Annotated in this window: 15 protein-coding genes; 10 read left to right on the forward strand and 5 right to left on the reverse strand. The window is 40.1% G+C overall.

Annotation, left to right across the window (positions count from 1 at the left end; all coding sequences use genetic code 11):
- The first annotated feature begins 29 nt into the window (after nucleotides 1–29).
- From RMY64_RS23060 to RMY64_RS23080, 5 genes are all read left to right on the forward strand, one after another.
- Nucleotides 30–782, forward strand: coding sequence for a class I SAM-dependent methyltransferase (locus tag RMY64_RS23060; RefSeq protein WP_322701225.1), 753 nt, complete (start codon nucleotides 30–32; stop codon nucleotides 780–782).
- A gap of 304 nt (nucleotides 783–1,086) precedes the next feature.
- Nucleotides 1,087–2,079 carry a Rieske 2Fe-2S domain-containing protein gene (locus tag RMY64_RS23065; protein WP_322701226.1) on the forward strand — a complete coding sequence of 331 codons (993 nt, stop codon included), beginning with the start codon at nucleotides 1,087–1,089 and terminating at the stop codon, nucleotides 2,077–2,079.
- 130 nt (nucleotides 2,080–2,209) lie between these two features.
- Nucleotides 2,210–3,898, forward strand: coding sequence for an iron uptake porin (locus RMY64_RS23070; RefSeq protein WP_322701227.1), 1,689 nt, complete (start codon nucleotides 2,210–2,212; stop codon nucleotides 3,896–3,898).
- Between the two features lie 162 nt (nucleotides 3,899–4,060).
- Nucleotides 4,061–4,534: a thioesterase family protein gene (locus RMY64_RS23075; RefSeq protein WP_322701228.1), complete on the forward strand. Its 474-nt coding sequence runs from the start codon at nucleotides 4,061–4,063 to the stop codon at nucleotides 4,532–4,534.
- A 186-nt stretch (nucleotides 4,535–4,720) separates the two neighbouring features.
- The gene (locus tag RMY64_RS23080) at nucleotides 4,721–5,554 is read left to right on the forward strand and encodes an alpha/beta hydrolase (protein ID WP_322701229.1); all 834 of its coding nucleotides are present in this window, start codon (nucleotides 4,721–4,723) and stop codon (nucleotides 5,552–5,554) included.
- A 447-nt stretch (nucleotides 5,555–6,001) separates the two neighbouring features.
- Here the strand turns inward: RMY64_RS23080 and RMY64_RS23085 are convergent, their stop codons facing one another.
- Nucleotides 6,002–6,652 carry a TetR/AcrR family transcriptional regulator gene (locus RMY64_RS23085; RefSeq protein ID WP_322701230.1) on the reverse strand — a complete coding sequence of 217 codons (651 nt, stop codon included), beginning with the start codon at nucleotides 6,650–6,652 and terminating at the stop codon, nucleotides 6,002–6,004.
- A gap of 122 nt (nucleotides 6,653–6,774) precedes the next feature.
- On the opposite strand from RMY64_RS23085, the gene RMY64_RS23090 reads away from it, so the two are divergent.
- The 4 genes from RMY64_RS23090 to RMY64_RS23105 all read left to right on the forward strand — a co-directional run bounded on the left by RMY64_RS23090 (nucleotide 6,775) and on the right by RMY64_RS23105 (nucleotide 12,715).
- Nucleotides 6,775–8,157 carry an HlyD family secretion protein gene (locus tag RMY64_RS23090; RefSeq protein ID WP_322701231.1) on the forward strand — a complete coding sequence of 461 codons (1,383 nt, stop codon included), beginning with the start codon at nucleotides 6,775–6,777 and terminating at the stop codon, nucleotides 8,155–8,157.
- A 234-nt stretch (nucleotides 8,158–8,391) separates the two neighbouring features.
- On the forward strand, nucleotides 8,392–10,356 hold the full coding sequence (locus RMY64_RS23095; RefSeq protein WP_322701232.1) for an ATP-binding cassette domain-containing protein: 1,965 nt from the start codon (nucleotides 8,392–8,394) through the stop codon (nucleotides 10,354–10,356).
- Nucleotides 10,357–10,412: 56 nt separating this feature from the next.
- Nucleotides 10,413–11,516 (forward strand): ABC transporter permease, encoded by a 1,104-nt coding sequence (locus RMY64_RS23100; protein WP_322701233.1) that lies wholly within the window; start codon nucleotides 10,413–10,415, stop codon nucleotides 11,514–11,516.
- Nucleotides 11,517–11,593: 77 nt separating this feature from the next.
- Nucleotides 11,594–12,715: an ABC transporter permease gene (locus RMY64_RS23105; RefSeq protein ID WP_322701234.1), complete on the forward strand. Its 1,122-nt coding sequence runs from the start codon at nucleotides 11,594–11,596 to the stop codon at nucleotides 12,713–12,715.
- A gap of 270 nt (nucleotides 12,716–12,985) precedes the next feature.
- Here the strand turns inward: RMY64_RS23105 and RMY64_RS23110 are convergent, their stop codons facing one another.
- From RMY64_RS23110 to RMY64_RS23120, 3 genes are all read right to left on the reverse strand, one after another.
- Nucleotides 12,986–13,201 carry a hypothetical protein gene (locus RMY64_RS23110; RefSeq protein ID WP_322701235.1) on the reverse strand — a complete coding sequence of 72 codons (216 nt, stop codon included), beginning with the start codon at nucleotides 13,199–13,201 and terminating at the stop codon, nucleotides 12,986–12,988.
- A 39-nt stretch (nucleotides 13,202–13,240) separates the two neighbouring features.
- Nucleotides 13,241–13,903, reverse strand: a complete 663-nt coding sequence (locus RMY64_RS23115) for a DNA cytosine methyltransferase (RefSeq protein ID WP_322701236.1) — start codon at nucleotides 13,901–13,903, stop codon at nucleotides 13,241–13,243.
- A gap of 75 nt (nucleotides 13,904–13,978) precedes the next feature.
- The gene (locus RMY64_RS23120) at nucleotides 13,979–14,812 is read right to left on the reverse strand and encodes a hypothetical protein (RefSeq protein ID WP_322701237.1); all 834 of its coding nucleotides are present in this window, start codon (nucleotides 14,810–14,812) and stop codon (nucleotides 13,979–13,981) included.
- A gap of 186 nt (nucleotides 14,813–14,998) precedes the next feature.
- Between RMY64_RS23120 and RMY64_RS23125 the strand changes: the two genes are divergently transcribed.
- Nucleotides 14,999–15,340, forward strand: coding sequence for a hypothetical protein (locus RMY64_RS23125; protein WP_109013399.1), 342 nt, complete (start codon nucleotides 14,999–15,001; stop codon nucleotides 15,338–15,340).
- A 15-nt stretch (nucleotides 15,341–15,355) separates the two neighbouring features.
- On the opposite strand, the gene RMY64_RS23130 is transcribed toward RMY64_RS23125, so the two are convergent.
- Nucleotides 15,356–16,705: a replicative DNA helicase gene (locus RMY64_RS23130; protein WP_322701238.1), complete on the reverse strand. Its 1,350-nt coding sequence runs from the start codon at nucleotides 16,703–16,705 to the stop codon at nucleotides 15,356–15,358.
- Nucleotide 16,706 lies beyond the last annotated feature (1 nt).

Here is a 16,706-nt window from a genome sequence, read left to right on the forward strand (position 1 = left end):
TGTCTAAAAATTTCGATGGAGTGTTTGATATGACAAACTCAGTTTTACTAACAAGACAGTCTGCCTGGTCATTTTTCTATCGGTTCGGTCTTTTTGACCCTGTTATTCCTATTAACTATGACCTTTCAATTAAAGGTGCTTTTGAAGCTTTAGCTCCCAAAGTATCAGATCGAATAATTGATGTTGGTTGTGGTAATGGCCGTCTTATCCACCATGCCCGTTCATGGTTAAATGAAGGTGGACGCTTGGTTGGTGTAGAAATTAGCCAAGGTGGTGCTGACTATGCTCGATATCGTGCCGAAAAATTTGGTTGTGCAGATAAGGTCACTATTAAGCAAGGTGATATGCGCCACCTTAAAGATTTAAACTTAGGCTTTTTTGAAGGTGCGGTAGCTCATTTTTCCGTTTATATGCTTGCGACTCAATCTGAGCGGCGGGGAGTAATCAAAGAAATAAGTAGTTTACTTAAGCCTGGAGCTAAACTTGTACTTGCTGTACCTAGTGAGAATTGGGCTGTTAAAAATATCTTCACCCATGCTCGCAAAGTTGAATCAGAGCGTCATGATGTCAATTGGTTGTACAAAATATTCCGCCAGTGGGTCATTTATCCTCTGACTGCAACTGGATTTAGTGACCTTGAAAAAGGACTCGATAAAGATATTTTCCACCGATACACACCTGAAGAAATTCGCGAACACTTGGTTAATGGAGGATTTGAAGAGATAGAAATTGAATCTATATACGGTGGGAATGGCTATCGTGCTATAAGTAAAAAAATTTAAAGTCACAACATTTTTATAGCAATCCTAAATCAGTAGGTCAGTAGATCAGGGCGACCGTATCATATTAACAAAAGTAGTTTATTGTCAATAAGCTCAAGAATAGTGGCATTAATTGTTGCTTATTGAGACACATTTAATGATCACTTTGAGTTTGGGAAACTAAGCCAAACGAGAAATGCTGATTTTTTCGTTGGTTCTTAACCTTGGTTGTGATCAAGAGTAATTTAGATGCGTTTGCCCTGGTCGGTACATAAAACAACTAGTTGTGGATACATTTTTAGGCAAGTAAAGGTAAAAGAAAGTCATGAAAGCACATAATTTCTGGCATCCTGTTTTAAAAACTAAAGATATAAAACGTCAACCGGTGAGTGTAAATTTTTGTGGAAAGGAATTAGTTATTTTTCGGGGTGAAAATGGAATATTAGGAGCATTAGAAGATTGTTGCCCACACCGCAGAATGCGATTGAGCAAAGGAACTGTCAGGGGAAATCGTCTAGTTTGCCCTTATCATGGCTGGAATTATGATCGAGATGGGAAAGGAACCAGCCCTAGTACTTCAGGACTACGTCCATGTGTTAAATCTTATGATATTGCCGAAAAATACGGGGCAATCTGGGTAAAAGAACTTCATTCTACTGCAGAATTACCAGTAATAGTTAATCCTGAATTCCATCAAGTTTGTACCTTACATTACCGTATTCAAGCGCCTCTAGAACTATTAGTAGATAACTTTTCTGAGATTGAGCATAGTTGTACAACTCATATTTTTCTTGGACACGATTTAGAGGGAATATCTCGGGTTGAGAGTTATCTTGAGGTTACAGAGGATGCAGTACGAATTATTAATAAGGGGCCACAAAGGAAAATACCCAGATTTTTAGAATTGCTACTAGGCTACAAACGTGGTAGTTTGTTTGTAGGCGAGTTAGAGGTCCTGTTTTCTCCAGTACATATCAACATAAAAAATTATTGGATTTCTCCTAATGACTCGGAATTCAGAAAAGGAGAGGCACAAGGCGCTGTATTTTTTAACCCAGTTAATGACCAAGAAACAGAAATGATGATGTTTTCTTTTATGTCCTCAGAATTAGCCGTATTTAGCCGTTTTTTAAATCCTTTAGCAACATTTTTATTAGATTATGAAACCAAGTTAGATAAAAAAATGCTCGAAGGAATAACAAATAAAAATATTAGTATTGTAGGAATGCAGTTAGGGCGTTTTGATAAAGTATTAAAGCTAACTCGTGAACGTATAAAAAGCCTTTATTGGCAAAAAGACGTTATTTCTTTACGCTAAGTTTTTTGTAGTTTCTTTGATTTGAGACTGAGGTTAAAATAAAACTATTTTTAAAAAATAGTTACTAAATCTTGATTGAGTTTATATTAGTAAAAGCAGGTTCTATATCTGGAGTTAAATCTTTTAGCTAATGATTATTCGTGTGGGGAAAATATTATTTTTTAGTTGTTTATTCCTGAATATTTTAAGTACTGCTGTTTTAGCATTTGAATTAGAAGTTGAAAATAATATCGTCAAGGATAAATTCTCAGATATCCCACTCAAGAATATTCAGACTCAAGCTCAAGTTGAATTAGAGCCTCTTGATAATGATTCTAGTACTGCGGCTGACAAAGTAACTTCTGTCTCTCAATTTTCAGATGTGCAACCTAGTGATTGGGCTTTTCAAGCTCTGCAATCTTTGATTGAACGTTACGCATTGATAGCTGGTTACCCTAATGGTAAATTTCAAGGTAATAGAAGTTTGAATCGTTACGAGTTTGCAACAGCTTTAAGCCTAGCTCTAAAGCAACTTAACAAAAAGTTAGCAACAGATAGTGGAAGTTTAGCTAATAAAGATACTTTAGATACTGTACAGCGATTGCAAAGAGAATTTGCATTGGAACTTAAATATTTAGTAGGTAGTATAAACATCATAGATGACAATATTAGCCAACTAGAAGCTAGGCAGTTTTCGACGAAAATTAAATTGAATGGTGAAGCTAGTTTTGCAGTTTCTGATATTTTCAGGAAAAGTAACTCAAGTTCAACTGTTCTTTCCTATGTGGCTTATCTAGACTTTGCGTCTAGCTTTTCTGGTAGAGATAGGTTGATTTCTAGTTTTAGATATGGTTCTAATCTAGAACTTAACCAAAGGTTAAATAGGTTTACCCCTTTTAGAACAGCCATTGTTCCTAGTTTTCAAGGGACTCTTATAACAGAAGCATACGGAACCAATAATCAACTGGAACTAGATAAGTTAGTTTATGATTTTCCTATAGGTGATAGAATACAGGCTGTCTTAATGGCTACAGGTGGGCGCCATGAGTATTATACCCCTAGCATTAATCCTTTTTTCGATGATAATGAACGGGGTAGCGGAGCCATTTCTGCATTTGGGCAACGTAACCCAATTTATCGTTTTGGTAGTGGTGGTTTTGGTGTTGGTATGAAAGTTAGATTAACTGACTCAGTTTTGTTGAGCGCAGGTTACCTCAGCAATGAAGCCAACGATCCAAATACAGGAATTTTTCAGGGTAACTATAGCGCTTTAGGACAAATTACTTTTACACCCAGTGAACAGTTGCAGTTTGGTTTTTCTTATATTAATAGTTATTTTGGTAATCCTAGAGTAGGTCCTTTACCTGCACCTTTGGTTGGTAGCTTTCAAGCCAGTAATCCTAACGTATTTTTAGGACGGAGGTTTAGCCCAGCTATTACAAGTTCATACGGTTTTCAAGCTAACTTTCAGGTTACTGATAACTTTTATCTTGGTGGTTGGGCTGGATTTACAGATAGTCGTATCTTTCAGGTCGGCGACGCTCAACTTTTAAACTGGGCTATCACGCTTGCTTTTCCTGATTTGGGTAAATCAGGTAGTCTCGGTGGTATTATTATTGGACAGGAACCTACTCTTATAGGTCTTCAATCTGGTAGTAATCTTAGGGAAATATCTATTGAAGATGACGATATGTCATTACATCTTGAAGGTTTCTATAAGTATCAACTTAATGATTTCATTTCTATTACGCCTGGAATTATCTGGATTACTGCACCTAATCAGAGTAATGAAAATGACGATTTTGTGATTGTTACTCTTAGAACTACATTTAAGTTTTAAAAGGTTAATCAATTAATCAATTTTATAAGAAAGGATTTTTGTTGAAAACGTTGACGTGGCTTCTAATTATTGTGTTAAATCTTATTAATTCGGTACTGATCTTATCCAAGATTCTATTATAAAAGCTTGATGATGTAGTTTAGTTTAGAGTTTTAAATTCAAATGCAATCTCAATCCCCTATTATTAAGTCTATTGAAAAATCACCTTCAAAGATAGATGACAAGTGGTTTAGATATTCAGTACGAGTACAGCCTCATCATACGGATTATGCTGGTGTTGTTTGGCATGGTTCTTACATCAACTGGATGGAAGAGGCACGGATAGAATATTTGCACTCTATTGGAATCGATCATGCCAAACTGACTAGCTTAGGTTGTGATTTACCTGTTGTTGATTTATCAGTTCGCTATCATCGGCCTATGCGGATGGGAATGGTAGCTGTTGTCCGAACCTGTATGAAATCTAGAGTAAGTGGGATAAGGCTTGATTGGGACTATACAATTCAATCGTTAGAAGAGCAAGAAACCTATGTAACAGCACAACTAACTTTAGTAGTAATTAATACACAAAAAGGAACGATTATGCAACATTTACCATTAGAAATAAAGAATTTGTTAAGGACTAAATCTAGTTAAGTTAGATTTTTATAAATGCGACTCTTAAACTCCTTTTTTTCTGGGGGTAAGGAGAGAGCCGCTCCTATTTTCATTAACGGTTAACTGTTGGCTGAATTTCAGTAAACATTAACACTCAATACGAAATCCCTACTTAAAGCCAGAGGATTAGCTTGATTTTTAATACTGTTTCAAAGGTTAATATTCATGGAAATGCCAATCGATAATTATATCAATATAGAAGGTATTAACACTCGCTACTGGAAAGTTGGTGAGCATGGAACACCTCTTATACTTATTCATGGGGCTGGTGCATCAATAGATTACTGGTACAAAAACATATTTATCTTAGGGCAAAATCATGTAGTTTATGCTCTGGACTGGGTAGGCTCAGGCAAGACTGATAAACCTGAAAAAACATATAACTATGATGATTTAGCAAATTTTGTAATCCAGTTTATGGATACAATAGGTGTGTCAAATGCCACTGTGTTAGGAGCATCTGCGGGTGGAGTTATTGCACTAAAATTGGCATTAGCTTTTCCCAAAAAAGTAAATAAATTAGTTTTGATTGGCAGCGCTGGTTTAGGCAAAGCCGTAGGTTTAGGAATGCGTATTTCATCCATACCGGGAATTGGCGAAGCTCTTAATAAACCAAGTCTTGCTACTACTAAATTTCTGATTCGGCAGTGTGCCCACTATCCAGAAAACTTTCTCAACGATGAATTTGTGAACCTTGTATACCAAAATCTACCCTTAGAAGTTTTAAAATTTCAATTACGCCTTTTTCGGACAACTGCAAATTTCTGGGGAATGAAACCAGAATTTTTAAAAAATATTTGTGATTTTTTGACACAAATTCAAGCCCCTACACTTATAATCTGGGGAAAACAAGATCAAGTTATACCAGTTAGCTATGCAGAAAGCACTGCTAGTAAAATTCCTGATAGCAAATTACACTTATTTAACAACTGTGGTCATTGGCCATATCTGGAATATCCTGATGATTTCAATCACTTAGTCCTTGAGTTTCTAAAATAATTAAGGGTTTACTTCTAAGCTCGACTTTATTCATTTGTGATGAGAGCGGTTTTTTTGGGAGATAACCAACAATGAAACAGGTGTTTTATACTAGTTTTGTGTAAAGATGTATAGAAAGAACCTCATTGCCTACGGTACTTCATCGCAAGTTTGGGGAGGTTGGGAGGGATCAAAGTAATGTGCAGCTTCACAGAGAATTGGTACTAAAGATAAATTATACTAAAGACCTTAAAACTTAAGTATATGTAAATTCGGTGAAACTAACAGCGTAAAGCTCACAAGGCTTAAGCTAAAATTTGAAGACATTACCACCTTATAAGCGAATGAAAAAAGCATATCCTAATGATTTAAGGTGGGAACAGTGGCAATCTTAAATCTTTGCTCAAGTTGTCTGTCATCTCCGGTTAGATTTTCAAATCAGTCTGTATCAAGTATTGCTATCTCAGCTTAATACACTGTTGTTGCCCCTACCGTATTTAAGGACTGGCTCATGACCACGTTCATTAAGCTGTCTAGCAGACGGTCGCGTGATAAAAATGTAAGTTCTTTTCCATACAAAATTTCTTGTACAATCACGTAAGATACCAACGAACCAAAAAAAATGTGAGCCATTGCTTCTGGATCAGTAATTTCTAATTCTGGATGAGATGCGAAATACTGACTCAGAATTTGCCGACCACGCTGTACAACAGTTTGGGTATAAAGTTTGGCTAATTCCGGAAAGTTCTGTGACTCGGTGATAATCAAACGCAACAATGCCAAATAATCGGGATTATCAGCGACTTTGGTTAAATAGATTTCAGCAACTTGACGCAACAAAATTGCTGGTTCACCGTGCAATTCTTCTGTGCAAAAAATACTTTGAAAACAAGCGAGCGTCAACCGTTCTATCAACGCTTTAAAGAGTCCTTCTTTATCTTGAAAGTGACTGTATACGGTTTGCTTCGACACTCCAGCTGACGCGCTGACACGATCCATACTTGTTCTAGCGTAACCCTCCTTCAAAAATACCCGTATAGCTCCTTGCAAGATTTGCTCTTGCTTTGGAGTGATAACAGGTAAAGGATTTTCTAGTTGGGAACTAGGGTTTTTGAACATGAAGAGTAAATTTTTTGACGCATATCTTGTAAGATTATACTATACAGTCTAGTATGATGACGAAGAATTCAAAATTCTCGATTCTTGTCTATAAAATATTTTTCACAATCCAGGGTGCTACCATGACTCAGACTATCCCAACATCCCCGGAAAATCTCAAAGATGCCCCAATATTAAAACAGCAGCACCGCAAAAAACCGATTCCTTTAATGATCGGGGCGCTGCTGGTGGTAAGTGGCATTGGTTACGCTGTGTGGCGCAGTCAACCGCAAGTATCAGCAAATGTATTGCAAGTTAGCGGACGGATTGAGGGTTATGAAACCGAGATTGGGATCAAGCGTTCTGGAAGAATAGAGTCAATTGTTGTGCGGGAAGGGGCAGCAGTAAAAAAGGGGCAAGAGTTAATTAAGTTAGACGACACAGACGATCAATTGCTGCAACAACAACTGCTTGGTAGCCAAGCAAGAGTAACATCTGCTAAGTATGATGAACAGCAGGCAATTTCAGATGTCGAGCGAGTCACCAGAGAAATTCAGGAAATTAACAGCCAAATTAACGAAGCCAAACTGAATTTGCAACAGTCTCAAGGGGATACCGAAGGAAGGATTGAGCAGGCACTAGCAAATGTGGCAGCAGCTAGAGCCACATTAGTGCAAGCACAAGCGCAAGTTAAACAGGCAGCAGCAGAAATTAATTTAGCAAAAATCAACCGCGATCGCTATGCCCAATTAGTCAAAGCAGGGGCGGTAAATCAACAACAATTCGATCAAGCACAAACTACCCTAGATACAGCAATAGCAACCCTAGAAGCACGAGTTGCAGCAGTTAATGCCGAACGCCAACAATTAAAGGCTACATCAGGGGCGTTAACTCAAGTTAAAACTACAGGTTTCAATCCTGACATTCGCAATGCCCAGTTAACAGCATTAGTCAGAAAGCAGCAGCAAAGTTATGCTCAACTTAAGTCTGCACAAGCGAAAGTCAACTCTGCCCGTGCCAAAGTAAAAGATGCCCAAGCATCAAATCAGCAAATTCTCACCCAGATTGCAGACTCCAAAAAAGATTTAAATGTAGTCAGCCCCCTAGATGGAGTAGTTACAGCGCGGAGTGTCGAACCAGGCGCAATAGTTAGCAGTCAGACTAATATTTTGACAATTGTTGACCCCAAAACAGTGTATTTTAGAGGTTTTATTCCCGAAGGTGATATTGGCAAAGTGCGTCTAGGACAAACAACAAAAATCTTCATTGATTCTGCACCGGACAAACCATTAGAAGGTAAAGTAATTGCGATCGATCCGCAAGCTTCATTTACACCAGAAAATATTTACTTTCAAAAAGATCGAGTCAGACAAGTAGTAGGGATTCGGATCAAAGTTCAAAACCCTGATAGCTGCTTTAACCCCGAAAATCCTTATAGTGAATCAGATTTACCCTGCGCCAAAATGGGGATGCCAGCAGATGCCGAAATTAGTTTGAAGGCAGTCGCGATGAAACAAGTTTCATAGTCAAGCATGAGAATGTGATGTAAGACTGATCTATATAGATACTCATCGAAGGAGCATTTTCAAGCTAGGAGGTAGATAAGAGAGCAGGGGGAGCAGGGGGGGAAATATTTATTTAGCACTTTTAAGATAGTCCCGATTAAAAAATTTCATTGCCAACCATGAAAAAGGTATCTTCGTCTACACTGCATCCTCTGAAACCATTACACCACTTTTCAAGATAGGACGCTGAAGGGAATGAAACAGCAAATTACTACTTTTCCTCCAAACTTACCACCATCATCTAGCCTGCCAACCACAGCAATTGAAGTTCGCGGTTTGCATAAGCACTATGGAAACTTGGCTGCTGTGCGAGGAATTGATTTGAGTGTCAATAAAGGTGAAATGTTTGGATTAATCGGCCCTGATGGTGCGGGGAAAACTAGCACTTTTCACATTTTGGGCGGTGTGATGGAAGCAACGGCGGGAGAGGTGCAGATATTTAATCAACCTGCACGAGATGCCCGATTAATTACAGGTTATCTTACTCAACAGTTTTCGCTGTATTTGGATTTGAGTATTGATGAAAACTTGCGTTATGCAGCAGGGTTGCGGCAAGTAGCAGATGATTTATTAAGGGAACGCCGCAATAAATATTTAAAATTAATGAATTTAGAGCGATTTGGCGATCGCTTAGTGGGACAACTTTCTGGTGGGATGAAACAAAAACTGGCGCTGTGTTGTGCTTTGGTTTCGCAACCAGAAGTATTGTTACTAGATGAACCTACGACGGGTGTCGATCCAGTTTCCCGGCGGGAGTTTTGGGATGTGCTGGGGGAATTATCAGCCGAGGGGATGACAATTGTAGTTGCGACACCATATTTAGACGAAGCTGAACGCTGTCACCGCGTGGCTTTGATGTACAGTGGGCAAATTCATGAAATTGGCACACCCAAAAAATTACGGGCTAACTTAGGCTTACATCGCTTAGAAGTGCGAACAGCAAATCTGCAAGCTACAGAAGAGATATTATCTCAGACTGACCAGACAAATATAGTAGATGTGCAAACTTTTGGCGATCGCTTGGATGTCCTTGTTGAAGATATAAATTCCGGCGAAATCCAAGTCCGCGAACTGCTGCAACAACATCAGTTACCTTATCCCAGTATCGAGCATGGCGAACCCACATTAGAAAACGTCTTTGTCACGCGCCTGCGACAACAAGGTTCTGCGCCGCAATTTTTCCCCTTTCCTCGTTTTCGCAAAAGAGGACAAGGAGACACAAAGGGAGTCGCCATCTATGCCCACAACCTTAGTCGGATGTTTGGCAAGTTCCAAGCCGTTAAAGATGTCAACGTCGAAGTGCGCTACGGGGAAATATTTGGGTTGTTAGGTGCTAACGGTGCTGGAAAAACCACCACAATTAAGATGCTGTGTGGATTACTAGCAGCAAGTGGCGGTGAAATTTTCTTAGGTGGTGAAACCGGAAATCTGCGGAGTGCAAACTTACGGCGACGTATTGGTTACATGAGCCAAAAATTCACCCTTTACGACGATTTAACTATTCTGCAAAATCTCGAATTTTATAGCGGAGTTTATGGCGTACCTCGCAAACTCCGACGGGACAAAATTGATTGGGTAATTGCTACCTGTGGTTTAGAAGGACAAGCAAACATGATTACTGGGCAACTACCGGGTGGTTGGAAGCAACGAGTCGCTTTTGGTGCTTGTGTGATGCACGAACCAGATATTTTATTTTTAGACGAACCCACATCGGGGGTAGATCCCTTGGCGCGTCGCCAGTTTTGGAAGCTGATTAATAACTTTGCCCGCAACGGTACAGCCATTTTAGTAACAACACACTATCTAGAAGAAGCTGAACAATGCAACCGCATGAGTTTTATGGTTGCAGGAGAAACCGTCGCCGAAGGTTCACCAAGTTCTATCAAAGCCTCGCAACCGGGACAACTAATAGAAATTATTGTCAATCAAAATCAAGTAGCTTCCAAGATACTCAAACAACACTTCGAGCCTTTGTGCATATCGATTTTCGCTGATAGTTTACACGTTGTTCTCGATCATCCTGAACAGGAAATAGATCAACTAACTCAACTTTTAGAAGCTAATCAAATTACCATCAATTCTTTACGTCCTATTCCTTTTTCTTTAGAAGATGCTTTTATTGGTATAGTACAGCGATCGCAAAGTAAGGAGGCTACGTGAATAATCGTGTCTATCTGTACAAAAGTAGGATTTAAGAAAAAGTTTCTTCAGTATATATGAAAAGAGTTTTAGCTCAATGTGTGAAAGAAATAGCCCAATTTCGCCGTGACCGCCTGACGTTAGCATTAGCATTTTTATTGCCATTTATCACCTTAATCATTTTTGGTTTTGCTATTAGATTGGAGAGTAAAAATATTCCCTTAATTGTGCAAGATTTTAACCACACAAACCTAAGTAGCAGCTACATTGAAAGATTGTATGCTACTAACCAGTTTATACCTAAACAATGGTTTGGCGGTAATCCAATACGCGATGCTATAGATAAAGGAATCGCCAAAGTTGCTGTAATTATTCCGCCAGAATTTAGCCGCGATATTCAAGCAGATAGAAGTACAAGCGTGCAAGTATTAATCGATGCGACTGATGTTAATAATGCCCGTGTAATTAGAAATAATATTCAAAGAGTCACAAACTTTTTTATGCAGAAGCATGGACTTCTACCCGCTATTAGTATTACAGCACGAATGCGTTTATGGTTTAATCCTGGTAGATTAGAATCGCTGTATATTGTACCGGGAGTTTACGGTGTTGTACTGTGGATTTTTCCTTCATTACTGTCAGCAATCGCAATGGTACGAGAAAAGGAAAAAGGGACAATTTTACAAGTCTATACCTCTAGTATTAGCGCCACAGAACTATTACTTGGTAAAGGATTAGCATACTTATTAATTGCGATTGCCGAGGCATTAATAGTTATGCTATTAGGCTCAATTATTTTCCGAGTGGGCATAGTTGGCAACACTATTACATTGCTAATCGGTACTTTACTATTTCTAATAGATAGCGTTCTATTTGGTTTACTTTTAGGAGTCCGTAGTAGTAACCAAAATGCTGCTGTACAAGGTGTTTCCCTTGTAGGTTTTATCACATCCTTATTACTCTCAGGTTTCATTTATCCCCTCAATAATATTCCTTTTCCCTTATCACTAATACCTAACGTAATTCCAGCGCGTTATTACATTGATATCACTCGTGATGCCTTCGTGCGCGGTACAGGATTTGCCGGAGTTTGGTTTGATTTAATTATGCTTGCAGCTTTGGGATTAGTATTTTTTAATGTATCACGCCGAGTTTTAAGCCGAATGCAGTTACCTAGTTAAGAAAGTTGCTAAAATTACAGTTAATTTTTTATTGCTAATTGTTATTTTGCCCAGTATTGAGTACCCAATTCCGATTTATGAAACTTATTCAGCGATTATTTGATAGTCCATTTTGGGCATTAATGCGGAAAGAAATTAATCAAATTCTCCGTAATAAGCAATTAATTGTATTGTTAGTTGTTCCGCCGACAATCCAATTATTACTGTATGGCTTTATTCTCAATCCTGACGTTCATAACTTACGATTAGGCGTAATCGACTATGCCAACGTCAACGTCAGTCGGGAGTTAGTTTCAGCTATGACATCAAATCGAATTTTCAGCTTAGAATGTGTACCAAATAGTGAAAAAGCTTTGAGTCGTCAGGTAGAAGAAGGAAAGCTAGATGTTGGAGTCATAATTCCTCCCGACTTTCCGCGTCAATTAGCAAAAAAGTCAGCAGAAATCCAAGTATTTATCGATGCTGTCAATGCTAATACAGCCGGGATTGCGGGAAATTATATGAATCAAATTATCCAGCAATATAATTTGAAATTAGCCCAAGGTAAAGCACGGCCTCCAGTCTCATCTGAAGTTGTATTTCTTTACAACCCTGGACTGACGAGTAGTTGGTTTTTTGTACCAGGCATTATGGGTTTAGTTTTAACATTAATTGGCACATTAGTATCAGCAATTACTCTTGTCCGGGAAAAAGATACGGGAACTTTAGAACAATTATTAATGACTCCGGTTGCTAACTGGCAAATATTACTATCGAAAATTGTCCCTTTAGTATTTTTATTAATGGGAGATGTGTTATTCGCTATCACTTTAGCAATAGTAATATTTCATGTACCATTTCGAGGTAATTTTCTACTATTTTTAGCCTTATCAAGTATGTATGTATTTGTAGGAATTAGCCTGGGTATTATGTTGGCAACTGTGAGTAGTTCCCAACAACAGGTAGTCCTGACATCTTTCTTTATTAATTTGCCAATGGTACAAACTTCTGGGGTGATCGCACCCATTGAAGCGATGCCTCCTTTCTTTCAAGCCCTATCCCTACTTAATCCCCTCCGTCATTACATTGCGATCGTTCGAGGTATTTTGCTCAAAGGCGTTGGCTTAGATGTGCTGTGGATGAATGTTTTGGCTTTAGTCGCCTTTGCTGTTGTGTTATTAACTATTAGTATTAGTAAGTTTCGCAGTCAGTTAAGTTAAGAGGATGGGTAGTACGGGAGCATCCCTCTTTAAAATTATTATCATTATTAGACCTCTTGCAAAAGTCACTCAGGCAAATTCGGTTTGGGAGAGATGAAGCTCGTAATTGTAACGTGAGCTTGACGGATAAAAAAGCCTAAAAAGCTTGCTAGATAGGAATTTGCTTAACTGGGCAGGCGAAGTGTGATCGCTAAGATTGATTGAGAATAAGCAAAAAAGGCACAAGAAAACGCCGAGACTAAAAATATCTAAGAAAAATGAGGGTCTCGGCTAACACGGCAAGTGTGCAGGCTTGTATTTCACATCTTTGCGCCCTCCGACTCGTTCAATCAGTAGTGGTGTTGGTACGCCCGTCGCCAGAAATTTTTCTACCGCTTGCCGTTGTTTGGGGAGTAGTTGGGAATCAGGCATTGTGGGGATGAGATGCACGATACCTTCGGCACACTTCGTGAACGCCTCGTACCAACCGCGAGGTGTAGTTCCCAAAGGTAAAGCAACGTGAAAACCCTTGCTTGCAACCAGAACTCACCGCCGCCGCGCCTGGGGCAACCCAAAGTCAGCCATGTTGACCACGCTGTAATTGACCGAGTACCCTTCAAGTTCCAAAGCTGACAGAATGATACTGAAACTCTGACTGTTCTGATAGCGCGGCACATTTTCGAGCGTAAACACCCGTGGCTGCAACTGTCGGATGGCTTCTGCTACTGCGATCGCAGCCGTCAGATCGTCAGCCGTTTCAATACCCTTACCCGCTTTAGCTGTGTGGGCTTGGCTGAAGTTGGCACACACCGGAGAGGCGTGGAGGTAATCGGGGCGGCGGGGAAAACCTAGAAATCTTAACCGTGCTACTTCTTGAACTGTTAGTTGGATGACTTTGCAGCCATATTCATGAAAGTTGCGGTGATGATTGAGAGCGATCGCCCTGCTCAAGTCTGGTTTCGTGGGGTCGAATTCCACAGCGATGACTGGGCGAATACCAGCTTGCACCATCCCAGCTTCAATCCCGCCGCCACCAGCGAAAAGTACTACAGCGATCGCTGCATTATCTGGAAGAACTGGTTTTAATTTTGTGTTATCAAAATTTTTGCAGACATCTAATTTTGGTGATGTCTTTTTGGATTTCGCTCTCTTGATAAAGGCGATAATATCTTCCCTAGTTGCCCTCTGCTGTTGCATTAGACGAATCATTGGGACAGCACCAGGGGGAATTGAGCCTATACTTTTACCCTTCCAAAGCCCAAGGTTGACGAACAGATAGCGCTTTCATGAATTGACCTCCAAAAATGGCAATAGTGATAGTTGTACAGGAGAATCAATTACAGATTGGCGATAGCTCAAAGCATGATTCCAGTCGTTCGCGTATTCATACTTTTTAGTCTTACGGGGTTTACCATAACTACCTAGAGAACCGGCTTGAGAATCGACCGAGTAAAAACAACTGCGAATCGCGCCATCTACTAAAGCTGTACGCTTAACTCCGAAGCCGTGCCAGCGAAAATCTGTTGGCAGTCGGTGGAGGATTGCCCAAATCGAACCAGGATTAGAATTGCGTTTACAGACTGAGCCAATACCTACCCAGTCATTTGTTTTGAGGCGTAAGCCATAATTATCCAAATGCCTCAAGTATTCATCTGGTTCATACCCTTGTAGCACTGGCATTATGTAAGGGGGTTGTTGCCCAGTGAGTTGGGCTAATTTGTCCAACTCTTGGATTAGGCGATCGTAGCGATGTAAAGTTAGCTTTTGATGAGTCGGAATGTCTAACCCTGTAATTGAGAGAATATATGACTCACACATATAGTCCTGGACGACTACAGCAACGAGATTACAGCAGTTTTTGAATCGCCAAATAATTTGGGCATAAGTTTTGGTGGGTAAATGATTTTTGTAGCCGTACTGTCGAGATATTCGGCTGAATGCCCCGCTATCTATAATTAGTGGCTGGGTTCCACCATTAAATGGAGCTTTACAGCAAGTATATTTTTCTTTTCTTTTTTTGAAAAAACCATTGACTGAGAGCATAACAGGACAATTCAGGTCAGCAATTTTTTCAGGAAAGTTGCACCCCAGGAAGTATATTGGTTCAATTTTATTCATTTACCACCCTCTAAAACTCCAGTAATTGAATGTATGCGTCTTTCTTCTGCGATCGCTGGATGTGGATGTAGTTGTGAACGCAGTCTGTTGCTTTTTTGTGGCAATAGTTCCAAGCTCTATTAGGCTTGAGAGAAATCATGTTTGTGTCATTATAGAAAAGGGTAAAAGGTGGAGTTGAAAGGGATTATGACTTCTTCAAGTCAGCCAGAAAACATCAGTAGTAGATTAGATGACATTGATACTCGCCTGGAAGAACTAGGCGACGAACTAGATTTAATTCGCACAATACAAGACGGCAGTCGCAGAGAAACACGGAGTAACTCACAAACTGTTGCTCGATTAGAGCGCACAGTAAGGGAACTAAGTGATATTGCTCGTTTACATCAAGAAGGCTTGCGTATTGCACAACGTGAAGCTGAACGCGATCGTCTTGAGTTTCGAGAAGCTCAACAGGAGTTTCGAGAAGAAATCCGCCGAATTTGGGAATATTTACGCGATCGCAACGGTGGCAGCAGTACGCCGAATTAATTAACTCCATCCCGTTTACCTCGCCAAGTTCAAAAATTTTGAGGTCGATAAATTGCACAACATGGTCGCAGTGCCGAGCTTACCGTAAAGCCTGTTTTTCTCAACAATCAACTCAATAGTGCGGTCACTTGGGTCTTTTGTGTAAACAGCATCCCGGTAAAGCATGATTAACTGGTCACAAACCTCGAAGATTTCACCAGAGTTGCGAAGTAAATGACGATTGGGGCGTTTGTCAGCCGTTGTTTGATTCCCTCGATTGATTTGACAGCCCAAGAAAACAGGGATTTTGTGAGACTTGGCAATGTCTCGAATTTGGCGGGTAATCTTACCGACTTCAAAAGCCATATTCCCGCCTGACTCCAGAGGAATCTGCTGCAAGTAGTCAATAAACATAGCACCAATAGAACCATCAAATTCGGCAATAGCACGACGCACAGCACTTGCAATCATTGTGGTTGTAGGGGAGGAATGCTCGTAAACCTTCCAAGGCAGTTCCACCATTTGTCCTATGCCTTGTGCTATTGGTTCCCAGTAGTGCTGAGTATTGGTTTGAATCATAGAAGCGTCTACGCCTGTGATTCGGGCTAGCATTCGGGCATTGAGTTGATTCTTATCCATTTCTGGAGTAACATACAGAACTGGCTTTCCAAGTTTGGTCATGATTTCGTAAGCATAAGAAATCATAAAATGGGTTTTTCCCATGTGGGATTCAGCAGCCACTACAACTAAACTACTGGGATAAATGCCACCGGTGATATTTTCGAGGTCGTACCAGCCAACTCTGTCGCCTGCCATGTTTCCCATCTCCAGTTTTTGAAAAAGTTCAATGCCCATGTCTTGCGCCGAGAAAACCTTGCAGCGTTCATCGCTTTGATTTTGGGTAACGCCAAAAACTTTTGCCTCAGCTTGCCCAAGGACAAGTGGTAGTTCAGTTTCTGTTTCGTAACCGAGTCGGACAATTTCGTTCCCTGCTTTGATTAACTGTCGCCGTCGATATTTCTCCATCACCAGATCCGCCAAAGCATCAATGTTGACGGCGGATACAGTGCGGTCAACCAGAGTCGCTAACTTATTCCTGCCACCAACGCGATTGAGCAAATTGTGGTCAGCCAACCATGCGGTGACGCTTAGTAAATCTGTGGGTTGGTATGTAGCATGAAGTTGAACTGCGGCTTGATAAATATCTTTGTGGGCGCTGATGTAGAAGGCTTCAATGCTCAAGCGATCGCTGATTCTAGTCATTGCTTCTGGGTCAAGCATAATCCCGCCCAAAATCGCTTCTTCAGCTTCGATATTTTGTGGAGGCAAACCTGAAACTGAATAGTTAGAGCCAAAAGGAACTACATTGTCTTGATTGGAGTGCATA

The sequence above is a fragment of the Nostoc sp. DedQUE08 genome (assembly GCF_034530895.1).
Classification (GTDB): domain Bacteria; phylum Cyanobacteriota; class Cyanobacteriia; order Cyanobacteriales; family Nostocaceae; genus Nostoc.

Bases quoted from the DNA above. Each gene is read 5' to 3' on its own strand.
- RMY64_RS23060 (WP_322701225.1), top strand. From the start codon at position 30: ATGACAAACTCAGTTTTACTAACAAGACAGTCTGCCTGGTCATTTTTC.
- RMY64_RS23065 (WP_322701226.1), top strand. From the start codon at position 1,087: ATGAAAGCACATAATTTCTGGCATCCTGTTTTAAAAACTAAAGATATA.
- RMY64_RS23070 (WP_322701227.1), top strand. From the start codon at position 2,210: ATGATTATTCGTGTGGGGAAAATATTATTTTTTAGTTGTTTATTCCTG.
- RMY64_RS23075 (WP_322701228.1), top strand. From the start codon at position 4,061: ATGCAATCTCAATCCCCTATTATTAAGTCTATTGAAAAATCACCTTCA.
- RMY64_RS23080 (WP_322701229.1), top strand. From the start codon at position 4,721: ATGGAAATGCCAATCGATAATTATATCAATATAGAAGGTATTAACACT.
- RMY64_RS23085 (WP_322701230.1), bottom strand. From the start codon at position 6,652: ATGTTCAAAAACCCTAGTTCCCAACTAGAAAATCCTTTACCTGTTATC.
- RMY64_RS23090 (WP_322701231.1), top strand. From the start codon at position 6,775: ATGACTCAGACTATCCCAACATCCCCGGAAAATCTCAAAGATGCCCCA.
- RMY64_RS23095 (WP_322701232.1), top strand. From the start codon at position 8,392: ATGAAACAGCAAATTACTACTTTTCCTCCAAACTTACCACCATCATCT.
- RMY64_RS23100 (WP_322701233.1), top strand. From the start codon at position 10,413: ATGAAAAGAGTTTTAGCTCAATGTGTGAAAGAAATAGCCCAATTTCGC.
- RMY64_RS23105 (WP_322701234.1), top strand. From the start codon at position 11,594: ATGAAACTTATTCAGCGATTATTTGATAGTCCATTTTGGGCATTAATG.
- RMY64_RS23115 (WP_322701236.1), bottom strand. From the start codon at position 13,903: ATGATTCGTCTAATGCAACAGCAGAGGGCAACTAGGGAAGATATTATC.
- RMY64_RS23120 (WP_322701237.1), bottom strand. From the start codon at position 14,812: ATGAATAAAATTGAACCAATATACTTCCTGGGGTGCAACTTTCCTGAA.
- RMY64_RS23125 (WP_109013399.1), top strand. From the start codon at position 14,999: ATGACTTCTTCAAGTCAGCCAGAAAACATCAGTAGTAGATTAGATGAC.
- RMY64_RS23130 (WP_322701238.1), bottom strand. From the start codon at position 16,705: ATGCACTCCAATCAAGACAATGTAGTTCCTTTTGGCTCTAACTATTCA.